The 19,010-nt window shown below is 74.7% G+C and carries 15 protein-coding genes; 8 read left to right on the top strand and 7 right to left on the bottom strand.

The window, feature by feature from the left end:
* Positions 1-61 precede the first annotated feature (61 nt).
* Both ACSMXW_RS06880 and cobT read right to left on the bottom strand, forming a co-directional pair.
* Positions 62-793, bottom strand: coding sequence for an adenosylcobinamide-GDP ribazoletransferase (locus tag ACSMXW_RS06880; RefSeq protein WP_485807863.1), 732 nt, complete (start codon positions 791-793; stop codon positions 62-64).
* Between the two features lie 779 nt (positions 794-1,572).
* On the bottom strand, positions 1,573-2,754 hold the full coding sequence (gene cobT / locus ACSMXW_RS06875) for a nicotinate-nucleotide--dimethylbenzimidazole phosphoribosyltransferase (RefSeq protein ID WP_485804578.1): 1,182 nt from the start codon (positions 2,752-2,754) through the stop codon (positions 1,573-1,575).
* Between the two features lie 327 nt (positions 2,755-3,081).
* On the opposite strand from cobT, the gene ACSMXW_RS06870 reads away from it, so the two are divergent.
* Entirely contained in the window at positions 3,082-4,134 is a 1,053-nt protein-coding gene (locus tag ACSMXW_RS06870; RefSeq protein WP_485804577.1) for a class I SAM-dependent methyltransferase, read from the top strand.
* Positions 4,135-4,373: 239 nt separating this feature from the next.
* Here the strand turns inward: ACSMXW_RS06870 and ACSMXW_RS06865 are convergent, their stop codons facing one another.
* Complete coding sequence (locus ACSMXW_RS06865) at positions 4,374-5,639, bottom strand: bifunctional adenosylcobinamide kinase/adenosylcobinamide-phosphate guanylyltransferase (protein ID WP_485804576.1); 1,266 nt, start codon at positions 5,637-5,639, stop codon at positions 4,374-4,376.
* Positions 5,640-5,740: 101 nt separating this feature from the next.
* Here ACSMXW_RS06865 and ACSMXW_RS06860 point away from each other — a divergent pair, with 101 nt between their 5' ends.
* On the top strand, positions 5,741-5,962 hold the full coding sequence (locus ACSMXW_RS06860) for a hypothetical protein (protein WP_485804575.1): 222 nt from the start codon (positions 5,741-5,743) through the stop codon (positions 5,960-5,962).
* A 234-nt stretch (positions 5,963-6,196) separates the two neighbouring features.
* Here the strand turns inward: ACSMXW_RS06860 and ACSMXW_RS06855 are convergent, their stop codons facing one another.
* From ACSMXW_RS06855 to ACSMXW_RS06845, 3 genes are all read right to left on the bottom strand, one after another.
* Positions 6,197-7,315, bottom strand: coding sequence for a S1C family serine protease (locus ACSMXW_RS06855; RefSeq protein ID WP_485804574.1), 1,119 nt, complete (start codon positions 7,313-7,315; stop codon positions 6,197-6,199).
* Positions 7,316-7,677: 362 nt separating this feature from the next.
* Positions 7,678-8,424: a class I SAM-dependent methyltransferase gene (locus tag ACSMXW_RS06850; RefSeq protein WP_485807861.1), complete on the bottom strand. Its 747-nt coding sequence runs from the start codon at positions 8,422-8,424 to the stop codon at positions 7,678-7,680.
* Positions 8,425-8,495: 71 nt separating this feature from the next.
* Positions 8,496-9,131: a DUF3043 domain-containing protein gene (locus ACSMXW_RS06845; protein ID WP_485804573.1), complete on the bottom strand. Its 636-nt coding sequence runs from the start codon at positions 9,129-9,131 to the stop codon at positions 8,496-8,498.
* Between the two features lie 254 nt (positions 9,132-9,385).
* Here ACSMXW_RS06845 and ACSMXW_RS06840 point away from each other — a divergent pair, with 254 nt between their 5' ends.
* The 5 genes from ACSMXW_RS06840 (at position 9,386) to ACSMXW_RS06820 (ending at position 16,881) form a co-directional block, all read left to right on the top strand.
* Positions 9,386-10,183: a PspA/IM30 family protein gene (locus ACSMXW_RS06840; RefSeq protein WP_485804572.1), complete on the top strand. Its 798-nt coding sequence runs from the start codon at positions 9,386-9,388 to the stop codon at positions 10,181-10,183.
* A gap of 49 nt (positions 10,184-10,232) precedes the next feature.
* The gene (gene pspAA, locus ACSMXW_RS06835; protein ID WP_485804571.1) at positions 10,233-10,511 is read left to right on the top strand and encodes a PspA-associated protein PspAA; all 279 of its coding nucleotides are present in this window, start codon (positions 10,233-10,235) and stop codon (positions 10,509-10,511) included.
* A 235-nt stretch (positions 10,512-10,746) separates the two neighbouring features.
* On the top strand, positions 10,747-12,009 hold the full coding sequence (locus ACSMXW_RS06830; protein ID WP_485804570.1) for a sensor histidine kinase: 1,263 nt from the start codon (positions 10,747-10,749) through the stop codon (positions 12,007-12,009).
* A gap of 553 nt (positions 12,010-12,562) precedes the next feature.
* Positions 12,563-13,243: a response regulator gene (locus tag ACSMXW_RS06825; RefSeq protein ID WP_485804569.1), complete on the top strand. Its 681-nt coding sequence runs from the start codon at positions 12,563-12,565 to the stop codon at positions 13,241-13,243.
* 515 nt (positions 13,244-13,758) lie between these two features.
* A complete protein-coding gene (locus ACSMXW_RS06820; RefSeq protein WP_485804568.1) occupies positions 13,759-16,881 on the top strand; it encodes an efflux RND transporter permease subunit in 3,123 nt (1,040 codons plus the stop codon).
* Positions 16,882-17,106: 225 nt separating this feature from the next.
* Here the strand turns inward: ACSMXW_RS06820 and nadA are convergent, their stop codons facing one another.
* Positions 17,107-18,297: a quinolinate synthase NadA gene (nadA, locus tag ACSMXW_RS06815; protein WP_485804567.1), complete on the bottom strand. Its 1,191-nt coding sequence runs from the start codon at positions 18,295-18,297 to the stop codon at positions 17,107-17,109.
* A gap of 325 nt (positions 18,298-18,622) precedes the next feature.
* On the opposite strand from nadA, the gene ACSMXW_RS06810 reads away from it, so the two are divergent.
* Positions 18,623-18,979, top strand: a complete 357-nt coding sequence (locus ACSMXW_RS06810) for an iron-sulfur cluster assembly accessory protein (RefSeq protein WP_485804566.1) — start codon at positions 18,623-18,625, stop codon at positions 18,977-18,979.
* Positions 18,980-19,010: the final 31 nt, after the last annotated feature.

Below are 19,010 nucleotides of genomic sequence, written 5' to 3'. Positions count from 1 at the left end.
GCGGGAGTTCGATGACAGGACCCAGGACCTGGGGGTGTCCTGGCTACTGGGGGTGTCCTAGCTAGGGGACGAAGGTGAGGACGACGAGGGCGGTGGTGGCCGCGGTCTCCGCGAGGGCGCCGAAGACGTCGCCGGTCACGCCCCCCAGCCGGCGCACGCAGTGCTGCCGCAGCAGCCGGGCGGCGCCGCAGGCGAGCAGCACGGCGAGGGCGCCGCGTACCACTCCAGGCACCCCGAACAGCGCCCCCGCGGCCGCCGCGGCCGCGATCGTGACCGCCGCCGCGGCAAGCCCGCGGCGCGCCGGCACCGTCCCGGTGACCGCGGCGCCCAGGCCCCCCGGCCGGGCGGGCGGCACGCCGGGGCGCGCGGCGAGGGTGAGGGCGAGGCGGCCCGCGGTCGCCGCGACCGCCGCGGCCACGGCGCCCTCGGCCCACGACCGGCCGTAGAGCCCGGCGAGCGCGGCCACTTGGGCGAGCAGCACGAGCACCAGCGTGAGCACGCCGAACGGGCCGATGTCGGACTGCTTCATGATGCGCAGCGCGTCCTCGGCCGGGCCGCCGCTGCCGAGGCCGTCGGCGGTGTCGGCGAGACCGTCGAGGTGCAGCCCCCGGGTCAGCACGGCCCCGGCGGCGACGCTCGCCACCGCGGCGAGCAGCGCGCCGGAGCCCGCCAGCAGCAGCACCCCGCCGAGCGCCGCCGAGCACAGTCCCACGGCGAGACCCACCACCGGGGCCCACGCCATCCCGATCCCGGCCGTGGCCCGGTCCCACCGGGACACGGCCACGGGGACCACGGTGAGCGTCCCGAAGCCGAACCGCAGACCGTCCGCGAGGGTGGGCGGGGGGAGGGGGGAGTCGTCGGCGGGTGGGACGTCGTTGGGCGGTGCGGTGGTGTCGTCGGGCGGTGCGGTGGTACCGGCAGGTGGCGTGGTATCGGCAGGTGGGGCGGTGTCGGCGGGTCGGGTGGTGGCGTCGGCGGGCGGGGCGGTGCCGGGCGGTGGGGTGCGGTCGGACGGCGGAGGGCCCTCGGGGGGCCGGGTGAGGGATCCGGTTCCGGCGGTGGGGGGTTCGGTGTCCGGGACCGTGGAGCCCGTGCCGGGCCTCGTGGGTTCGCCGTCCGGGGCGGCGTGCGCTGGGTGCGGGGCGGGGCTGATGGCCGGGGCGGTGCACGTGCTGTCCGGGGTGGCGGGTCCGGTGCCCGGGGAGGCGCACGACTGGTCCGCGGCGCCGGGCGTACGGGCGCCGGGCGTACGGGCGCCGGGCGTACGGGCGGCGGGTAGGGCCTCCCCGTGCGGGTGCGCCGCGGGCCGGTCCTCCGCGGTGGATCCGGTGTCCGCCGTGGGTCCGCGGGCGCCCGCGGCTCCGTCCTCCCGTGCCGGGGACAGGTCCTCCCCTTGCCGCCCCGGCCCGTCCCCTTGCCGACCGGGCCCCGCGTGCCCGCCGGGCTCCCCCGCGTGCCCGCCGGGCTCCCCCGCGTGCCCGCCGGGCTCCGCCGTACGCCGGCCGGGCTCCGCCGCCCGGCCGGGTCCTGCCGGGGCCATCTCGCCGCCGGGGCCCGGGGCCGGGCGGGCCGTCACTCCGGGTCCGGGGCCGTGGTGCCGGCGGACTCGGCCGTCCCGGCCGGCTCGGCCGCCGCCTCCGCGGCAGCGGGAACCCCGTCCCGGGGAGCTGCTGAGGGGGTCCCGGCCTGCGGGCCACCGTCCGCCTCCGCCGCCTTGGCCGCGTACTCCGGAAGCTCCGCCGCCAGTGCCGCCGCGGAGCGCACGAGGGGCAGGGCGAGCAGGGCGCCGACGCCCTCGCCGACCGTGACGCCGTGGTCGAGCAGCGGTTCCAGGGCCATCCGGTCGAAGGCCTTGAGCTGGGCGGGCTCCCCACTCGCGTGGCCCGGCAGCCACCAGTCCGGCGCACGGAACGCGACCCGCTGCGCCACCAGCGCACAGGCCGCGGAGACCACGCCGTCCAGGATCACCGGGGTGTGCCGTACCGCGCACTGCAGCAGGAAGCCGGTGGCCGCCGCCAGGTCCGCGCCGCCGACCGCGGCCAGCAGCTCGGCCTGGTCGCCCAGCACCAGCCGGGCCCTGCGCAGCGCGTCCCGCACGGCGGCGCACTTGCGCATCCAGGTCAGGTCGTCGATGGGGACGCCGCCCCGGCCCGTGACCACCGAGGCGTCCGTGCCGCACAGCGCGGCGATCAGGGTCGCGGCGGCGGTCGTGCCGCCCACGCTCAGATCGCCCAGCACCACCAGGTCCGTGCCCGAGTCGGCCTCCTCGTCGGCGATCGCGATCCCGGCGCGCAAGGCCGCGTCCACCTCCTCCGCCGTCAGCGCGTCCTCGACGTCGATGCGCCCGCTGCCCCGCCGCACCCGGTGGCGCACCACGTCCTCGGGCAGCGTCTCCGGGTCGCAGTCCAGCGCCATGTCCACCACACGCACCGGCACGTCCTGCCCGCGGGCCAGCACCGAGACGGGGCTCTCGCCCGCGAGCACGGCCCGCACCAGGCGGTCCGCGGTGCCCGCCGGGCGCGCCGAGGTGCCCTGCGCGGCCACCCCGTGGTCGCCCGCGAAGAGGATGACCTTGGGCCGCCTGATCGGCCGCACCGGCGCGGCCGACTGGGCCGCGGCCAGCCACTCGCCCAGCTCGTCGAGGCGGCCCAGCGCGCCCGGCGCCAGGTCCACCCGGGACCGGCGCTCCTCGGCGTCGCGGCGCACCCCGCCGTCGGGGCGCTCGATCAGATCGGTGAAGTCGTCGAGATTCACTCAGCCTCTCCTCGGATGACGTGCGGACCGCCGCGACACCCTGACCCCCGGGCGGCACGGGCGGCGCGCTCATTCGCCGAACAGTACCGGCACCACCCCGGCCCACCCCGCGACGGGCCGTCACCCGGGGCCCGCCGGGCGCCGGGACCGCCGCCGTCCCGCGCCACGCACGTGCGAGGCGTCAGCCTCATTGCGTCCGACGCGCCGATCCCATACGTTCCGTTTTGTACGAGATTGTGGATTGTCGTACGGCTCGTTGCGTACCGGGGCACCGGGACACCGGAGCGCTGGCCCACCGGGCCGCGCGGCGCGGACCACGGAGGTGCCATGCCCCCCACCGAGCAGGCCGCGGAGCGGCACCGGGCGCACCAGGCGGGGGCCGAGCCCCGCACCGGGGGACTCAAGGAGCCGCGCCGCACCGACTGTCCCTGGTGCGGCTCGCGCCGGCTGCGCACCCGGCTGCGCACCCCCGACCTGCTCCAGCACAAGGACGGCCGCTTCGTACTCGACCGCTGCCAGGACTGCGCCCACACCTTCCAGAACCCCTGCCTGACCGCGGCGGGCCGCGACTTCCACTGCCGTGACCTGCACGACGGCCTCGGACCCGCGGTCGCGGAACGGCTCCTGGGCGCCCGGCACAGTCCGCGCCGGCACCGGGCGGCGGCGGACGCGCTGCTGCGCTTCGGGGAGCCGGAGAGCTGGCTGGACGTCGGCACCGGCCGGGCGCTCTTCCCGGCCGTGGCCAAGGAGGCGCACCCGTACATCGCGTTCGACGGTCTCGACACGGGCGCCGTCGTCGAACTGGCCGCCGCGGACGGCCACATCGACGAGGCGCACCGCGGCACCCTGTCCGAACTCGCACCGCGCCTCGCGGGCCGCTACGACGCGGTGAGCATGTTCCACCACCTGGAGCACAGCCCGGACCCGCGTGCCGAACTGGCCGCCGCGCGCACGGTGCTGCGGCCCGGCGGGCACCTGCTCGTCGAGACCGCCGACCCCGAGAGCCGGTTCGCGGCACTGCTCGGCCGCTGGTGGATCTCGCACCTCCAGCCGCAGCACCTCCACCTGATGCCGCTGCGCAATCTCCGGCGCGCGCTGGAGGACCTCGGCTACACGGTGATCAGCGCCGAGCGCCGCGCCGCGCACGTCCCCTACGACCTCACCGCGGCCCTCGTGCTGCTGCTGGACCGCTGCCTCCCACAGCCCGGGGCGCCGCCCCGTCCGCAGCGGCCCGGGGCGCTGCGCCGCGCCCGTCGGGCCGCGCTGCTGCGCGCGGGCGCCCCCGCCGTCGCCGCGGCCCACGCCGCCGACCGCCTGCTCGCCCCCGCGGCCCGCCGTACCCGCTTCGCCAACGCGTACCGCATCATCGCCCGCAGGTGAGCGGCGCGGCGCGCCCCGACAGGGGCGCGGGGAACCGCGCGTTCACGCTCCACCGGCCGGTGGCCGGCGACGATGCCGTGAGGGGCTGGGTCCGGTGGTGTGCTGCGGGTGTGCCGTGGTTGGTCGCGCGGTTCCCCGCGCCCCTTTTGAGTACCGGGGTGCGGCCTCACCGGCCGGTGGCCGGGAACGCGGCCCCAAGGGGCTCGGCCCGGTGGCCCCCACCGGCAGGTGGGCCGGGGTCAGCGGAGGGGGAGGGGCTGCCCCGCCACCATCAGCAGGACGTGCTCGCACTCCGCGGCGAACCCCGCGTTCAGACGGCCGAGTTCGTCGCGGTAGCGCCGGCCGGACGCGGTGGCCGGGACGATGCCGGACCCCACCTCGTTCGAGACGGCGACGAGAGTGCGGGGCGTGCGGCGCACCGCCTCCGTGAGCGCCGCCACCCGGCGCCGCAGCTCCCGCTCGCCGCCCGCGGCCCACTCGTCGTCGTCCCAGGCGTCCACCTCGTCCATCATCGTGGTCAGCCAGAGCGACAGGCAGTCGATGAGCAGCACGGGACCGTCCGAGGCGAGCAGTGGGACGAGGTCGCAGGTCTCCACGGTGTCCCAGGAACCGGGCCGGCGTTCGCGGTGCGCACGGACCCGGGCCGCCCACTCGGCGTCGCCGGCACGGGTGCCGCCCGTCGCCACGTACAGCACCTCGGGGAACGTCTCCAGGCGCCGCTCCGCCTCCGCGGACTTGCCCGAGCGCGCCCCGCCCAGCACCAGCGTGCGGCGCGGCACGGCGGGCAGGTCCGGCACGTCGGGCACGGCGGCCACGCCCGGGACGGTCGGCGTGCCCTGCCCGGTGCCGCCGTTGCCCATGCGGTACGACCCGGCGGTCGCCCGGGTGCCGTCCGGCACCGCCCTCGCGCCCGCGGCGGTCAGCCTCCGGCGCAGCTCGGCGCCGGGCGGGACGGTGTGGTCCAGGTGGACCGCGAGCACGTCGGTGGCCGCGCCCACCGCGCCGGCCGCCCGCAGCCGGGCCAGGGCGTCCGGGCGGCCCAGGACGTCGGCGAGCACCATGTCGTACGGCGCCTGCCGGGTCGCCGGCTGCGCGGGCGCCCCGCCGGGCGGCAGGTACAGCAGCCGTGACCCGTCGCGGCCCAGCACCTCGTAGCCCGTGCCGGGGGAGTCCAGGGCGACGGCGCGCACCCGGTGGCCGGAGAGCAGCGCCAGCTCGCGCCCCTCCGGCACCCGGCCCGGCTCGGGCAGCTCCGCGGGCACCTCCACCGGGGGGCCGGCGTGCGCGTGGGAGAGCAGTACCTGGCGCACCCCGCCCAGGGAGTGGCCCGCACGGGCCGCGGTCAGGGCGAGGCCCGGCGTCAGGTCGAGCAACAGGGTGCCGTCCACCAGGACCGCGGTGGCGGCGCGCGCGTCCTCGCCGCGCGCCGTCGCACAGGCGGCGCAGGGGCAGCCGGGGCGGGGCAGGCCGGCCGGGCCGCCGGTACCGAGCAGAGTGACTTCCACGGGAAGATCCTCCCGCGCCCCCGCACGGGCTGCGCGTCCGGCTAGGCTTCAGGCGGATCAGGGCGCCTGATCAGGCGGCTGTGGAACCCCGGGAGGCTCGCATGGTGGCATGGACGTGGCGGTTCGAGACGTCGGACGGGACCGAGGTGCAGCCCGCCGTCCAGCCGGAGGAGTTCACCACGCAGGGCGATGCGGAGTCGTGGCTCGGCGAGTACTGGAAGCCGATCGCCGAGGGCGGGGCGGACCAGGCGACGCTCTTCGAGGACGCCACGAAGGTCTACGGCCCCATGAGCCTCCACCCGGACGACGCCCCGGGCACCTGACGTCCCCGGGCCCCCGCTGCCCCGGCGCACCGGTGCCGCGGCTACCGCCGTCCGGGGGACGTGCCGTCCCTCGGGCCCGGATCCCGCGCCCGCGCGGAGGCAGCCGGTACGGCCGCACGTCCGGCTGGGCAGGCCGCAGAGCCCGCTGGGCCGGGCCGCGGGACGGACGGGGCCGGGCCCGGTCCCGTGCCGGGCCTGGGAAGTCCGTTCGCGGCCACGGAGGTCACGCCCGGACTACATCGTGCCCAGCCGCACGCGGGCCGTCCGCTCGTCGCCGTCGCGGACGTACCTCACCCGTGCCGTGGCCCCGGGCCTGCGGTGTGCCAGGGCCTGGGAGAGGGAGGTGATCGTGGTGATCCGGGTGTCGTCCAGGCGGGTGATGACGTCGCCCGCCCGCAGGCCCGCCCGGTCCGCCGCGCCGCGCCTGTGCACTCTCACCACGGCCACGCCGTCCGGCTCGGAGTCGTCGCCGAGGACGGTGCGCGCCGTGATGCCGAGCGCCGCCCGTCCCGAGTCGGTGACCCGGCCGCTGGAGATGATCTGGCCGGCGATGGTGGTGACCGTCCGGGACGGGATGGCGAAGCCGATGCCGGGCGCGCTGCCGCCCAGGTCGGGGTCGGTCGCGGCGAGCGTCGGGATACCGATGACCTTGCCGTCCAGGCCCACCAGCGCCCCGCCGCTGTTGCCCGGGTTGATCGCGGCCGAGGTCTGCACCATGTCCGTGATGGTCGCCCCGGTGCCCCCGCCGGGGCCGCCGTCGCCGCCCTCCGTGACCGTCCGCCCGGTCGCCGAGACGATCCCCTGGGTGACGCTGGACGACAGCCCGAGCGGCGAGCCCATCGCCAGCACGATCTGGCCGACCCGCACCGCCGAGGTGTCGCCGAACGACGCCGCGCGGAGCCCGGCCGGCACCCGGTCCAGCTTCACGACCGCGAGGTCCTGCGGGGCGTAGGCGTACACCAGCTTCGCGGTCAGCGCCCGCCGGCTGTGCGCCGTGGTCACCTTGAAGGACTTCTCGCCGCCCACGACGTGCGCGTTGGTGACGAGGTGCCCCTGCCCGTCGTAGACGATGCCGGAGCCGAGCGCCCTGCGGCCCTGGATCTGCACCACCGACGGCAGCACCTGGCTGATCACCCGCTCGTAGGCGCTCTGCAGGTCGTCGCCCGCGTGCGGAACCGTCCGCCCGCCCCCGTCAGCCCCGCGTGACGCCGCACCACCCGTGGCCGTCCCCGCCGCCCCGGAGCCGGAGTCGCCCGCACAGCCACCGAGCAGCAGCGCCCCGCCGAAGCAGACGGCAGCGGTCCACAGCACCGCGGCACGCCCCGTGCGGGACCCCGCAGAGAAGAGATCCATGCCCGGAGTATCCCTTCCACCCACCACACCGGGCCCGCCCTGAGGGTCCGTTCAGGGGGAGAGGACCGGGAGACCAGCGCGCCGGAACCGGCGACACAATGGCGCCGCAGGCGCCCGCAAGGGGGCGCGGGGAACTGCGCGACAGGCCACGATGGGCCGTGGGGTCGCGACTGCCTCAAGGGGCACATGCTGCTCGGATGGCGCCGCAGGCGCCCGCAAGGGGGCGCGGGGAACTGCGCGACAGGCCACGACGGGCCGTGGGGTCGCGACTGCCTCAAGGGGTGCGCGACAGGCCACGACGGACCGGCGGATCGCGCCCGTCTCAAGAGGCACCACGCCCCTCAGACGGCGCCGCAGGCGCCTCAGCCCCGCACCCCACACAGATGCAGCAACGCCGCCACCCTCCGATAGGGATCCGTGCGCCCCGCCCGCTCCTCCGCCGCCAGCAGCGCCTCGGGCTCGGCGGGCAGCACCGCGTCGTCGGGGGCCCCGTCGGTGAAGACCCGGACGCCGTACCAGGCGGCCAGCGGCGCCCCGATACCGGCCAGTGTGGCGGTGAGGGCGTCCAGGCGGTCGGCGCGTACCCGCAGGCCGAGGCGGTTCGTGTACGTGTCCGTGCCGAACGCGGCCAGCGCGCCCGGCCAGTCCCCGGCGAGCCCGGGCCGCATCGCGAGCGCGTCGCCGTTGCGCACCAGCAGCGACAGCAGGCCGCCCGAGGCCAGCACCCGGGCGAGGCCGGCGAGCAGCGCGTCCGGCTCGGCCACGTACATCAGCACGCCGTGGCAGAGCACCACGTCGAAGGTGCCGGGCAGGAAGTGCACCCCGGTGTCCCGGCCGTCGCCCTCCACCAGCCGCACCCGTCGCCTGATGCCCTCCGGCTCGGCCTCCAGCGCCGCACGGGCGGTGGCCAGCATGTCCGGGTTCTCCTCCAGGCCGGTCACCTCATGGCCGGCCCTGGCCAGCCGCAGCGCCTGTGTGCCCTGGCCCATGCCCACGTCCAGCACCCGCAGCCGCTGCCCCACGGGGAAGCGGGCCGCGATCTGTTCGTCGAGCTGCCGCGCGACCAGCTCCTGCCGTACGGCGTTGCGCAGCCCGCCGAGGCCCCTCAGCCAGGCGCTCGCACCCTCCGTGAAGCCGGCGGCTCCCGCCTGCGGGCCGGGAGCCGGATCCGGCCCCGGTCTCAGGGCCGCTCTCCGCGCTTGACCTGCGGCTTCGGCATCCGGAGCCGGCGCATCTGGAGCGAGCGCATCAGCGCGTAGGGCACCGCGCCCCGGGTCGGCTGGCCGGGGAAGCGCTCCGCCAGCCGCTTCCGCAGCCGGACCGAGGTCGCGACCGAGTCCAGGACGATCAGGACGATCACCACCAGCCACAGCAGCAGCGCGATGCTCTGCAGCGCGCCCACCCGGACCATGCTCAGGACGAGGATCACCACCGCGAGCGGCAGGAAGAACTCCGCGACGTTGAAGCGCGAGTCGATGAAGTCCCGCGCGTACCGGCGCACGGGACCCTTGTCGCGCGCGGGGAGGTAGCGCTCGTCGCCGGTGGCCAGCGCCTGGCGCTGGCGCTCCATCTGCTCCCGGCGCGCCTCGCGCTGCCGCCGGGCGGCGTCCTTGCGGGTCAGCGGGGTGTTGGCCACGCTGCGCCGCTGCGACTGCGCCTGGCTGCGCTTGGGCGTCGGCCGGCCCTTCGGGGCCTGCGGGTCACGGGGCGGCGTCGCGTCGCTCACCGGCGCCTTCGCGGCGTCGGCCTTCTCATCCTTGGCACGGCTTCGGAACACAATGACCAAGGGTACGTGGTGGGGGTGGGCCGGCCGCACGTGCGTGGGGAACGATCCGGCAACGCCGGGCGTCTTTACAGGGGCAGACCGGACGTAGCCGAGTAATCCGCTTGCCCACCCGGGAGCTCCCCCGAAAGGCACCTACTCCTTACGCCGGAGCCCCGAGGGACGCAGTCGTCCTTGGGGATGACCGTATCCACGTCGGAACAGTGCGGTAATGGATGCAGGGCCCGTACTGTGGGTTCTGTTGGAGCTGGAGCTGGAAGCCTGTCAGAAGGGGGCGCGCGAAGCCCATGAGCGGTGTCATGAAGCGTATGGGGATGATCTTCCGCGCGAAGGCGAACAAGGCCCTTGACCGGGCCGAGGACCCGCGCGAAACCCTCGACTACTCGTACCAGAAGCAGCTGGAGCTGCTGCAGAAGGTGCGCCGCGGTGTGGCCGACGTGGCGACCTCCCGCAAGCGCCTGGAGCTTCAGATGGGTCAGCTGCAGAGCCAGTCGACCAAGCTGGAGGAGCAGGGCCGCAAGGCCCTCGCGCTGGGCCGTGAGGACCTCGCACGCGAGGCGCTCTCCCGCCGCGCGGCGCTCCAGCAGCAGGTCACGGACCTGGAGTCGCAGCACCAGACCCTGCAGGGCGAGGAGGAGAAGCTCACCCTCGCGGCCCAGCGCCTGCAGGCCAAGGTGGACGCCTTCCGTACCAAGAAGGAGACCATCAAGGCCACCTACACCGCCGCCCAGGCGCAGACCAGGATCGGCGAGGCCTTCTCCGGCATCTCCGAGGAGATGGGCGACGTCGGCCTGGCGATCCAGCGCGCCGAGGACAAGACGGCCCAGATGCAGGCCCGTGCGGGCGCCATCGACGAGCTGCTGGCGTCCGGTGCGCTCGACGACCCGACCGGCATGGCCAAGGACGACATCGCCGCCGAGCTCGACCGCATCTCCGGCGGTACGGACGTGGAGCTGGAATTGCAGCGGATGAAGGCGGAGCTGGCCGGGGGCTCCCAGCAGCAGGCCATCGAGGGCGGCCAGAACGGCCAGCAGAGCGGCCGCCAGCAGCAGCCCCAGGACACGCCGCGCTTCGACAAGCAGTGAAACCCCCACCGCGGTAGGTCACGAGGTGGGTCACGCCTAGGAGGGCGTCATGATCGTTCGGATCATGGGGGAGGGCCAGCTGGTGCTGGCCGACAGCCGCATCGACGAGCTGAACACACTCGACACCGACCTGCTCGCGGAGATGGAGCGCGGCGACAGCCCCGGCTTCCGCCGGACGCTGCACGCGCTCCTCGAAAAGGTCCGTGAGCTGGGCGAGCCCGTGCCCGACGACTCCCTGGAGCCCTCAGAGCTGATCCTGCCCGCTCCCGACGCCACCCTGGAGGAGGTCCGCTCCCTGCTCGCCGACGACGGCCTGATCCCCGGCTGACACCCGGCCGCGGGTGCCACGGGACCGGGCGGGAGTGGGTCACGCTTCCAGCATCCACGTACCGCCTCCAGCCCTCCCGTCCCGGCCTCCAGCACCCGTGTACCGGCCTCCAGCCCTCCCGTCCCGGCCTCCAGCCTCCCTCCCGCACCGGTCCACCGCCCCCTGCACCGGACACCGCCGCACCGGGCACCCCGCCCGGACCCCGGCACCTCCCGCACCGGCTCCAGAACACACCGTGAGACCCCTGACCGCAGCCCACGCCTGGCTCCGCAGCCATCCCTCGGCGCTGGACGCCGCCCTGGCCACCGGCGTCCTGATCTGCATGATCGCCGGTTCCTTCGCCGACCCCAGGGGGCGGCACGGCCCGTTCATCGCCGCTCACACCCCGGACGCGCTGAGCCTGGTCCTGATGGTGCTCGGCTCCGCCACCCTGGTCTTCCGGCGCCGCTCTCCGCTGGCCGTGCTCGCCGCCACCGGAGCCGTCTCCCTGACGGAGCTGCTCTCCGGTGAGCCCCGCACCCCCGTCGCCATGTGCGCCGTCGTCGCGCTCTACACCGTCGCCGCCGCCACCGACCGGCCCACCACCTGGCGGGTCGGCCTGCTCACCGCCACCGTCCTCACCGCCGCCGCCATGCTGGCGGGCCCGCTGCCCTGGTACGCACAGGAGAACATCGGCATCTTCGCCTGGACCGGCATGGCCGCTGCCGCGGGCGACGCCGTGCGCAGCCGCCGTGCGTTCGTGCACGCCATCCGGGAGCGGGCCGAGCGCGCCGAGCGCACCCGCGAGGAGGAGGCCCGCCGCAGGGTCGCCGAGGAGCGGCTGCGCATCGCCCGCGACCTGCACGACGTCGTCGCCCACCACATCGCCCTGGTCAACGTGCAGGCCGGGGTCGCCGCCCACGTCATGGACAAGCGCCCCGACCAGGCCAAGGAGGCCCTCGCGCACGTACGGGAGGCCAGCCGCACCGCCCTCGGCGAGCTGCGCGCCACCGTGGGCCTGCTGCGCCAGTCCGGCGACCCCGAGGCGCCCACCGAGCCGGCACCGGGCCTGGACCGCCTCGACGAGCTGGTCGACACCTTCCGGCACGCCGGGCTGCCCGTGCGCGTGGCCCGCGCGGACCACGGCACCACCCTGCCCGCGGCCGTCGACCTGGCCGCCTACCGCATCCTCCAGGAGGCCCTCACCAATGTGCGCAAGCACGCCGGCGCCGGCGCCCGGGCCGAGGTCGGCGTGGTGCGCGCAGGGGACCACCTGGAGCTGACCGTGCTCGACACCGGCCCCGCGGAGCCCCGCGCGCCGGGCACGCGGGAGGAGCACGGCGACGACCCCGCCGAGGGCGGCGGCCACGGCCTGACCGGCATGCGCGAACGCGCCACCGCCCTCGGCGGCAGCTGCACCGCGGGCCCCCGCCACGGCGGCGGCTTCCGCGTCCATGCGATCCTGCCCGTCAAGGCCCACACAGGCCGGACCGGACGGACAACGGGGGACCGGGCATGACAACCCACACAAGGGCAGCCCGACAGGGCCACAAGGAGCAGCACGTGCCGCTCCCGGCGGCAGGCCGCCGGGCGCCGGGTGGCTGTGCGGCCGCCTCGCAGGGGCGCGGGGAACTGCGCGACCGGCCGGATCGAGTCGCGCGGATCGTCGCCGGCCGGAGGGGGCAGGACGTGTCGCTCCCGGCGGCGGGCCGCCGGGCGCCGGGTGGCTGTGCGGCCGCCTCGCAGGGGCGCGGGGAACTGCGCGACCGGCCGGATCGAGTCGCGCGGATCGTCGCCGGCCGGAGGGGGCAGGACGTGTCGCTCCCGGCGGCGGGCCGCCGGGCGCCGGGTGGCTGTGCGGCCGCCTCGCAGGGGCGCGGGGAACTCCCGGCCGCAGGCCGCCGGGCACCCGGGCAGCCGGCACCGGGCACGCGCGCGGCCACCCCGCAGGGCCCCGTACCCGGGCGGCCCGCGCCACGCGGCCACCCGGCCCCCCGCGCCGTCCGGGCGCGCCGTCCCGCCAGGGAGGCGACCACGCGTGCGCGCCGGCACGCGGGCAGGGCGGAGGCGCGATGACGATCCGGGTCCTGCTCGCCGACGACCAGGCACTCCTGCGCAGCGCGTTCAGGGTCCTGGTGGACTCCGAGCCCGACATGGAGGTGGTCGGAGAGGCGTCGGACGGCGCGGAGGCGGTCGAGCTGGCCCGCACCGAGCGCGCCGACGTGGTCCTGATGGACATCCGGATGCCCGGCACCGACGGCCTCGCGGCCACCCGGCTGATCAGCGCCGACCCCCACCTCGCGAACGTCCGCGTGGTGATGCTGACGACCTTCGAGGTCGACGAGTACGTGGTGCAGTCCCTGCGCGCCGGAGCCTCCGGCTTCCTCGGCAAGGGCTCCGAGCCGGAGGAACTGCTCAACGCGATCCGGGTGGCCGCCGCGGGCGAGGCGCTGCTGTCGCCGGCCGCCACCAAGGGCCTGATCGCCAAGTTCCTCGCCCAGCAGGACGGCGCCGACGGGCGCGACCCGGTCGGCGCCGAACGGCTGGACGCCCTCACGGGACGGGAGCGCGAGGTGCTGGTGCAGGTCGCGGGAGGCCACTCCAACGACGAGATCGCCGAGCGCCTCGCGGTCAGCCCGCTCACCGTCAAGACGCACGTCAACCGCGCCATGGCGAAGCTCGGCGCCCGCGACCGCGCCCAACTCGTCGTCATCGCCTACGAGACGGGCCTGGTCCGGCCCAGGGTGCCCTGACGCCGGGGCCGGGCCCACGGCTAGGGGGCTTCTGATGGATCTCCGTGGCGTCGCGACGCCCGGCACGCTCCCCCACGCTCGGCTGCGCTCGCGCGGGGGCACCCCCACTCGCCGCACCGGGCACAAGCCCACGTACGCCCAGTACGAGGACTTGCACCCGGCACGCCGAGAGCACGCACCGAACGCCGCTCCTTCTCCCACGGAGATCCATCAGAAGCCCCCTAGACCCCAAGGTGTAGAAGACGTACTACGCCCGCAGTAGGCCCCGGGCGAGGAAATGGACCTGGGAGCGACGAGCCCGGCCCTCGGGATGACGGAGGGTATAGGCGGGGGGTCGTTCCATCCCTCCGTTGCCGCGTTCCTCTTCGTACGCCGGGCCGGTACCGCGTGCACCACGCACCGCCGGGCCCGTGCGCCGAGCCGTTCGCCGCCGCCCACCGCGGCGGCGGGCCCGCCCGGCGGGGCGCCACAACCGCTTGCCACCGACACACGCCACAGAAGGAAGACCGTCACCCATGTCCTGGCTGTCCAGATTCAGCCTCGCGCAACGGGCCCTGATCGGGCTGATGTCGATCATCGCGATCGTGTTCGGCGCCATCGCGATCCCGCAGCTCAAGCAGCAACTGCTGCCCACCATCGAACTCCCCATGGTCTCCGTGCTCGCGCCGTACCAGGGCGCGTCCCCCGACGTGGTCGAGAAGCAGGTGATCGAACCACTCGAGGACAACATCAGGGCGGTCGACGGCATCACCGGCGTCACCTCCACCGCCAGCGAGGGCAACGCCGTCGTCATGGCGCAGTTCGACTACGGCAACGACACCAAGCAGATCGTCGCCGACGTCCAGCAGGCCGTGAACCGCGCCCGGCTGCCCGCCGACGTCGACCCCCAGGTCATCGCGGGCTCCACCGACGACCTGCCCACCGTCGTGCTCGCGGCCAGCGCCGACGGCATCGACCAGCAGGCGCTCGCCGACCGCCTCGACCGCACCGTCGTGCCCGCCCTGAAGAACATCGACGGCGTCGGCCGGGTCACCGTCGACGGCGTGCGGGACCTCCAGGTCACCGTCACCCCGGACAACGCGAAGATGGCGCAGGCCGGCATCAGCCCGGCGGCGCTCGGCCAGGCCCTCCAGGCCGGCGGCGCCACCGTGCCGGCCGGCTCCTTCGACGAGGGCGGCAAGAACCGCAGCGTCCAGGTCGGCGGCGGCTTCACCTCGCTGGCGCAGATCCGGGACCTGATGATCGGCGGCGAGGGTGTGCGGCACCCCGTGCGCCTCGGGGCCATCGCCGAGGTGCGGCAGGAGCCGGCGCCCGCCGACTCCATCACCCGGACCGACGGCAAGCCCAGCCTGTCCGTGTCCGTCACCTCCGACCGGGACGGCAGCGCGGTCGCCATCTCCAAGTCGGTCAGGGACATGCTGCCCGACCTCCGCCGCGACCTCGGCTCCGACGCCGCCCTCACGGTCGTCAGCGACCAGGGCCCGGCGGTCTCCAAGTCCATCCACGGCCTGACCACCGAGGGCGGGCTCGGTCTGCTCTTCGCGGTGGTCATCATCCTGGTCTTCCTGGCGTCGCTGCGCTCGACGCTGGTCACCGCGGTCTCGATACCGCTCTCCGTGGTGCTCGCGCTGATCGTCCTGTGGACCCGGGACCTGTCGCTCAACGTCCTGACGCTCGGCGCCCTGACCATCGCGATAGGCCGGGTCGTGGACGACTCGATCGTGGTCCTGGAGAACATCAAGCGCCACATCGGCTACGGCGAGGAGCGCGCCGCGGCCATCCTCGCCGCCGTCAAGGAGGTCGCCGGCGCGGTCACCTCCTCCACGCTCACCACGGTCGCCGTCTTCCTGCCGATCGGTCTGGTGGGGGGCATGGTCGGCGAGCTGTTCGGCGCGTTCTCGCTGACCGTCACGGCGGCCCTGCTGGCGTCGCTGCTGGTCTCGCTGACCGTCGTGCCCGTGCTGTCCTACTGGTTCGTGCGGCCCCCCAAGTCCGTGCGGGACGTCGACCCGGACGAGGCACGGCGCACCGCCCAGGAGAAGGAGGCACGCAGCCGGCTGCAGCGCGGCTATGTGCCGGTGCTGCGGTTCGCGACCAGGCGCCGCTTCACCAGCGTGGTCATCGCCGTGGTGGTGCTGGTCGCCACCTTCGGCATGGCGCCCCTGCTGAAGACCAACTTCTTCGACCAGGGCGAGCAGCAGACCCTCTCCATCAAGCAGGAGATGAAGGTCGGCACCAGCCTGGGTACGACCGACGCCGCCGCCAAGAAGGTCGAGACGGTGCTCGACGGCATCGACGACATCAAGGACTACCAGGTCACCGTCGGCTCCTCCGGCTTCCTCGCGGCCTTCGGCGGCAGCACCGCCACCAACCAGGCCTCGTACCAGATCACCCTGAAGGACGGCGCCGACTACGACGCCGTGCAGCACCGCATCGAGGACGGGCTCGGCAAGCTCTCCGGCATCGGGCAGACCAACCTCAGCGCGGGGGACGGCTTCGGCAACCAGGATCTGAGCGTGGTGGTCAAGGCGTCCGACCCCGGGGTGCTGCGCACCGCGGCCGACCAGGTCAGGGACGCCGTCGCCGGCCTCGACCACGTGACGGACGTACAGAGCGACCTGTCGCAGTCCGTGCCCCGGATCTCGGTCAAGGCGAACGCCAAGGCCGCCGCGGCCGGGTTCAACGACACCACCCTCGGCCAGGCCGTCGCCGAGGCGGTCGACGGCACCAAGGCCGGCAAGGCGACCCTCGACGACACCGAACGCGACATCGTCGTCCGCGCCGCCAAGCCCGCCACCACCCTGGAACAGCTGAAGAAGCTCCCGCTCGGCCCGGTGCGGCTCGGCGACATCGCCGACGTCAAACTGGTGGCGGGACCGGTCTCCATGACCCGCATCGACGGTGAGCGGGCCGCCACGATCACGGCCCGGCCGACCGGTGACAACACCGGCGGGGTCAGCAGCGCCCTCCAGGCGAAGATCAACTCCCTGAAGCTGCCCAAGGGCGCCATGGCTCAGATCGGCGGTGTCTCGCAGGACCAGAGCGACGCGTTCACGTCCCTGGGCCTGGCGATGCTCGCGGCCGTCGCGATCGTCTTCATGCTGCTCGTCGCGACGTTCCGGTCGCTGGTGCAGCCGCTGATCCTGCTGGTCTCGATCCCGTTCGCGGCCACTGGCGCCATCGGCATGCTGGTGCTCACCGGTACCCCGATGGGCGTGCCCGCGCTGATCGGCATGCTGATGCTGATCGGCATCGTGGTCACCAACGCGATCGTGCTGATCGACCTGATCAACCAGTACCGCAGGAAGGGGTACAGCACGATCGACGCGGTCATCGAGGGCGGCCGGCACCGGCTCCGTCCGATCCTGATGACGGCCCTGGCGACCATCTTCGCGCTGCTCCCGATGGCGCTGGGCGTCACCGGCGAGGGCGGCTTCATCGCCCAGCCGCTGGCGGTGGTGGTGATCGGCGGTCTCATCAGCTCCACGCTGCTGACGCTGCTGCTCGTCCCGACGCTCTACGCGATGATCGAGCTCCGCAAGGAGCGGAGGCGCGCGAAGCGCGCGGCGCGCCGGGGCGACGGCACACCGTCGTCCGCGGCCACCCGGCCGGAGAGCCCGGAGCCGGTCCAGGTCTGAGCGCCCCCCGCGCCCCCGGTCCACCCAGGGGCGCGGGGCTGTGTCGATATGCGGCTCCGCCGCGTGGGCGCGGGCAACCCTCCACCGGCCGGTGCCATCCACCGGCCGGTGGTCGGACCCGGCTGGGACTGCCCCTCCGGTCCGGTGACGACCTGACGGTCTCGTGTGGCTTGTCGCGCGGTTCCCCGCGCCCCTTCGGAGCGGGGCTGCGCCCCGCGAGGGCGGCTACGGAAGCGTCAGCATCCGTTCCAGCGCCAGCTTGGCGAAGTGCTCGGTGTCCGCGTCCACCTGGATGCGGTTCACCACCTTGCCGTCGGCCAGCGACTGCAGCGCCCAGACCAGGTGGGGCAGGTCGATCCGGTTCATCGTCGAGCAGAAGCAGACCGTCCTGTCGAGGAAGACGATCTCCTTGCCCTGGTCGGCGAAACGGTTCGCCAGGCGCCGGACGAGGTTCAGCTCCGTGCCCACCGCCCACTTCGAGCCGGCCGGCGCGTCCTCGAGGAGCCGGATGATGCGCTCGGTCGAGCCGACGTGGTCCGCCGCCGCCACGACCTCGTGCCGGCACTCGGGGTGCACCAGCACCTGCACGCCCGGGATGCGCTCACGCACCTCGTTGACCGAGTCCAGCGAGAAGCGGCCGTGCACCGAGCAGTGGCCGCGCCACAGGATCATCTTCGCGGCCCGCAGCTGCTCGGCGGTGAGCCCGCCGCCCGGTTTGTGCGGGTTGTAGACGACGCAGTCGTCGAGCGACATGCCCATCTCGCGGACCGCGGTGTTCCTGCCGAGGTGCTGGTCCGGCAGGAAGAGCACCTTCCCGGCGCCCGGCTCCCGCTGCCCGAAGGCCCACTCCAGCGCGCGCCGGGCGTTGGAGGAGGTGCAGATCGTGCCGCCGTGCCGGCCCGTGAAGGCCTTGATGTCGGCCGACGAGTTCATGTACGAGACCGGCACCACCAGGTCGGCGACCCCGGCGTCCGTCAGCACGTCCCAGCACTCCGCGACCTGCTCGGCGGTGGCCATGTCCGCCATCGAGCAGCCCGCCGCCAGGTCCGGCAGCACCACCTGCTGGCGGTCGGAGGTCAGGATGTCCGCGGACTCCGCCATGAAGTGCACACCGCAGAAGACGATGTACTCGGCCTCCGGACGGGCCGCCGCGTCCCTGGCCAGCTTGAAGGAGTCGCCGGTGACGTCCGCGAACTGGATGACCTCGTCGCGCTGGTAGTGGTGGCCCAGTACGAACACGCGGTCCCCGAGCCGTTCCTTGGCGGCACGCGCCCGCGCCACCAGGTCCGGGTCGGACGGCGCCGGCAGATCGCCGGGGCACTCGACGCCGCGCTCGCTCTGCGGGTCGGACGCACGGCCGAGCAGCAGCAGGGCGAGCGGCGTGGGCTGGACATCCAGGGGCTGGGCGGTGGTCACGGCACGCACCCTTTCTCTGTGACGGGTCCCGGTGGACGGAGACCACTTTTCGTCGAATTGACGCTATTATCATATCCCCTTCGCGTCAGTTTGACGATGCGCATTGCGTCGATGTGACGCGATACGTGGTGCCGCCCACGGCTCCGCCGGGCCGGCGCGGGTGTGCGAGCATGGGAGGGCAAGCAGCGCGGAGCACCCCCGCGACTGAGGAACGGCGACAGAAGAACCGCGACAGAAGACGGTCACCCGGTCCCGGAATGAAACCGTGGCACCGGGGGTTGGACCCGTCGGCAAGCAGTCTCCGTACAACCCGGGAGAGATGTAGATGTCCGTATCGGACGAGACCACCACCGCCACCGACGGCATCATCCTGTCCGACGCCGCCGCGGCCAAGGTCAAGGCCCTGCTCGACCAGGAAGGCCGGGACGACCTCGCGCTGCGCGTCGCCGTCCAGCCCGGTGGCTGCTCAGGCCTGCGGTACCAGCTCTTCTTCGACGAGCGCTCCCTCGACGGCGACGTCGTCAAGGAGTTCGGCGGCGTCAAGGTCGTCACCGACCGGATGAGCGCCCCCTACCTCGGCGGCGCCTCCATCGACTTCGTCGACACCATCGAGAAGCAGGGCTTCACGATCGACAACCCGAACGCCACGGGCTCCTGCGCCTGCGGCGACTCGTTCCACTGAGCCCTGCTCCGCCGAGCCCGCTCCACCGGGC

It is taken from the genome of Streptomyces sp. DSM 116793 (assembly GCF_057320905.1).
The sequence above is the reverse complement of the archived record's forward strand: the minus strand, read 5'-3'. Positions and strand labels throughout refer to the sequence as shown.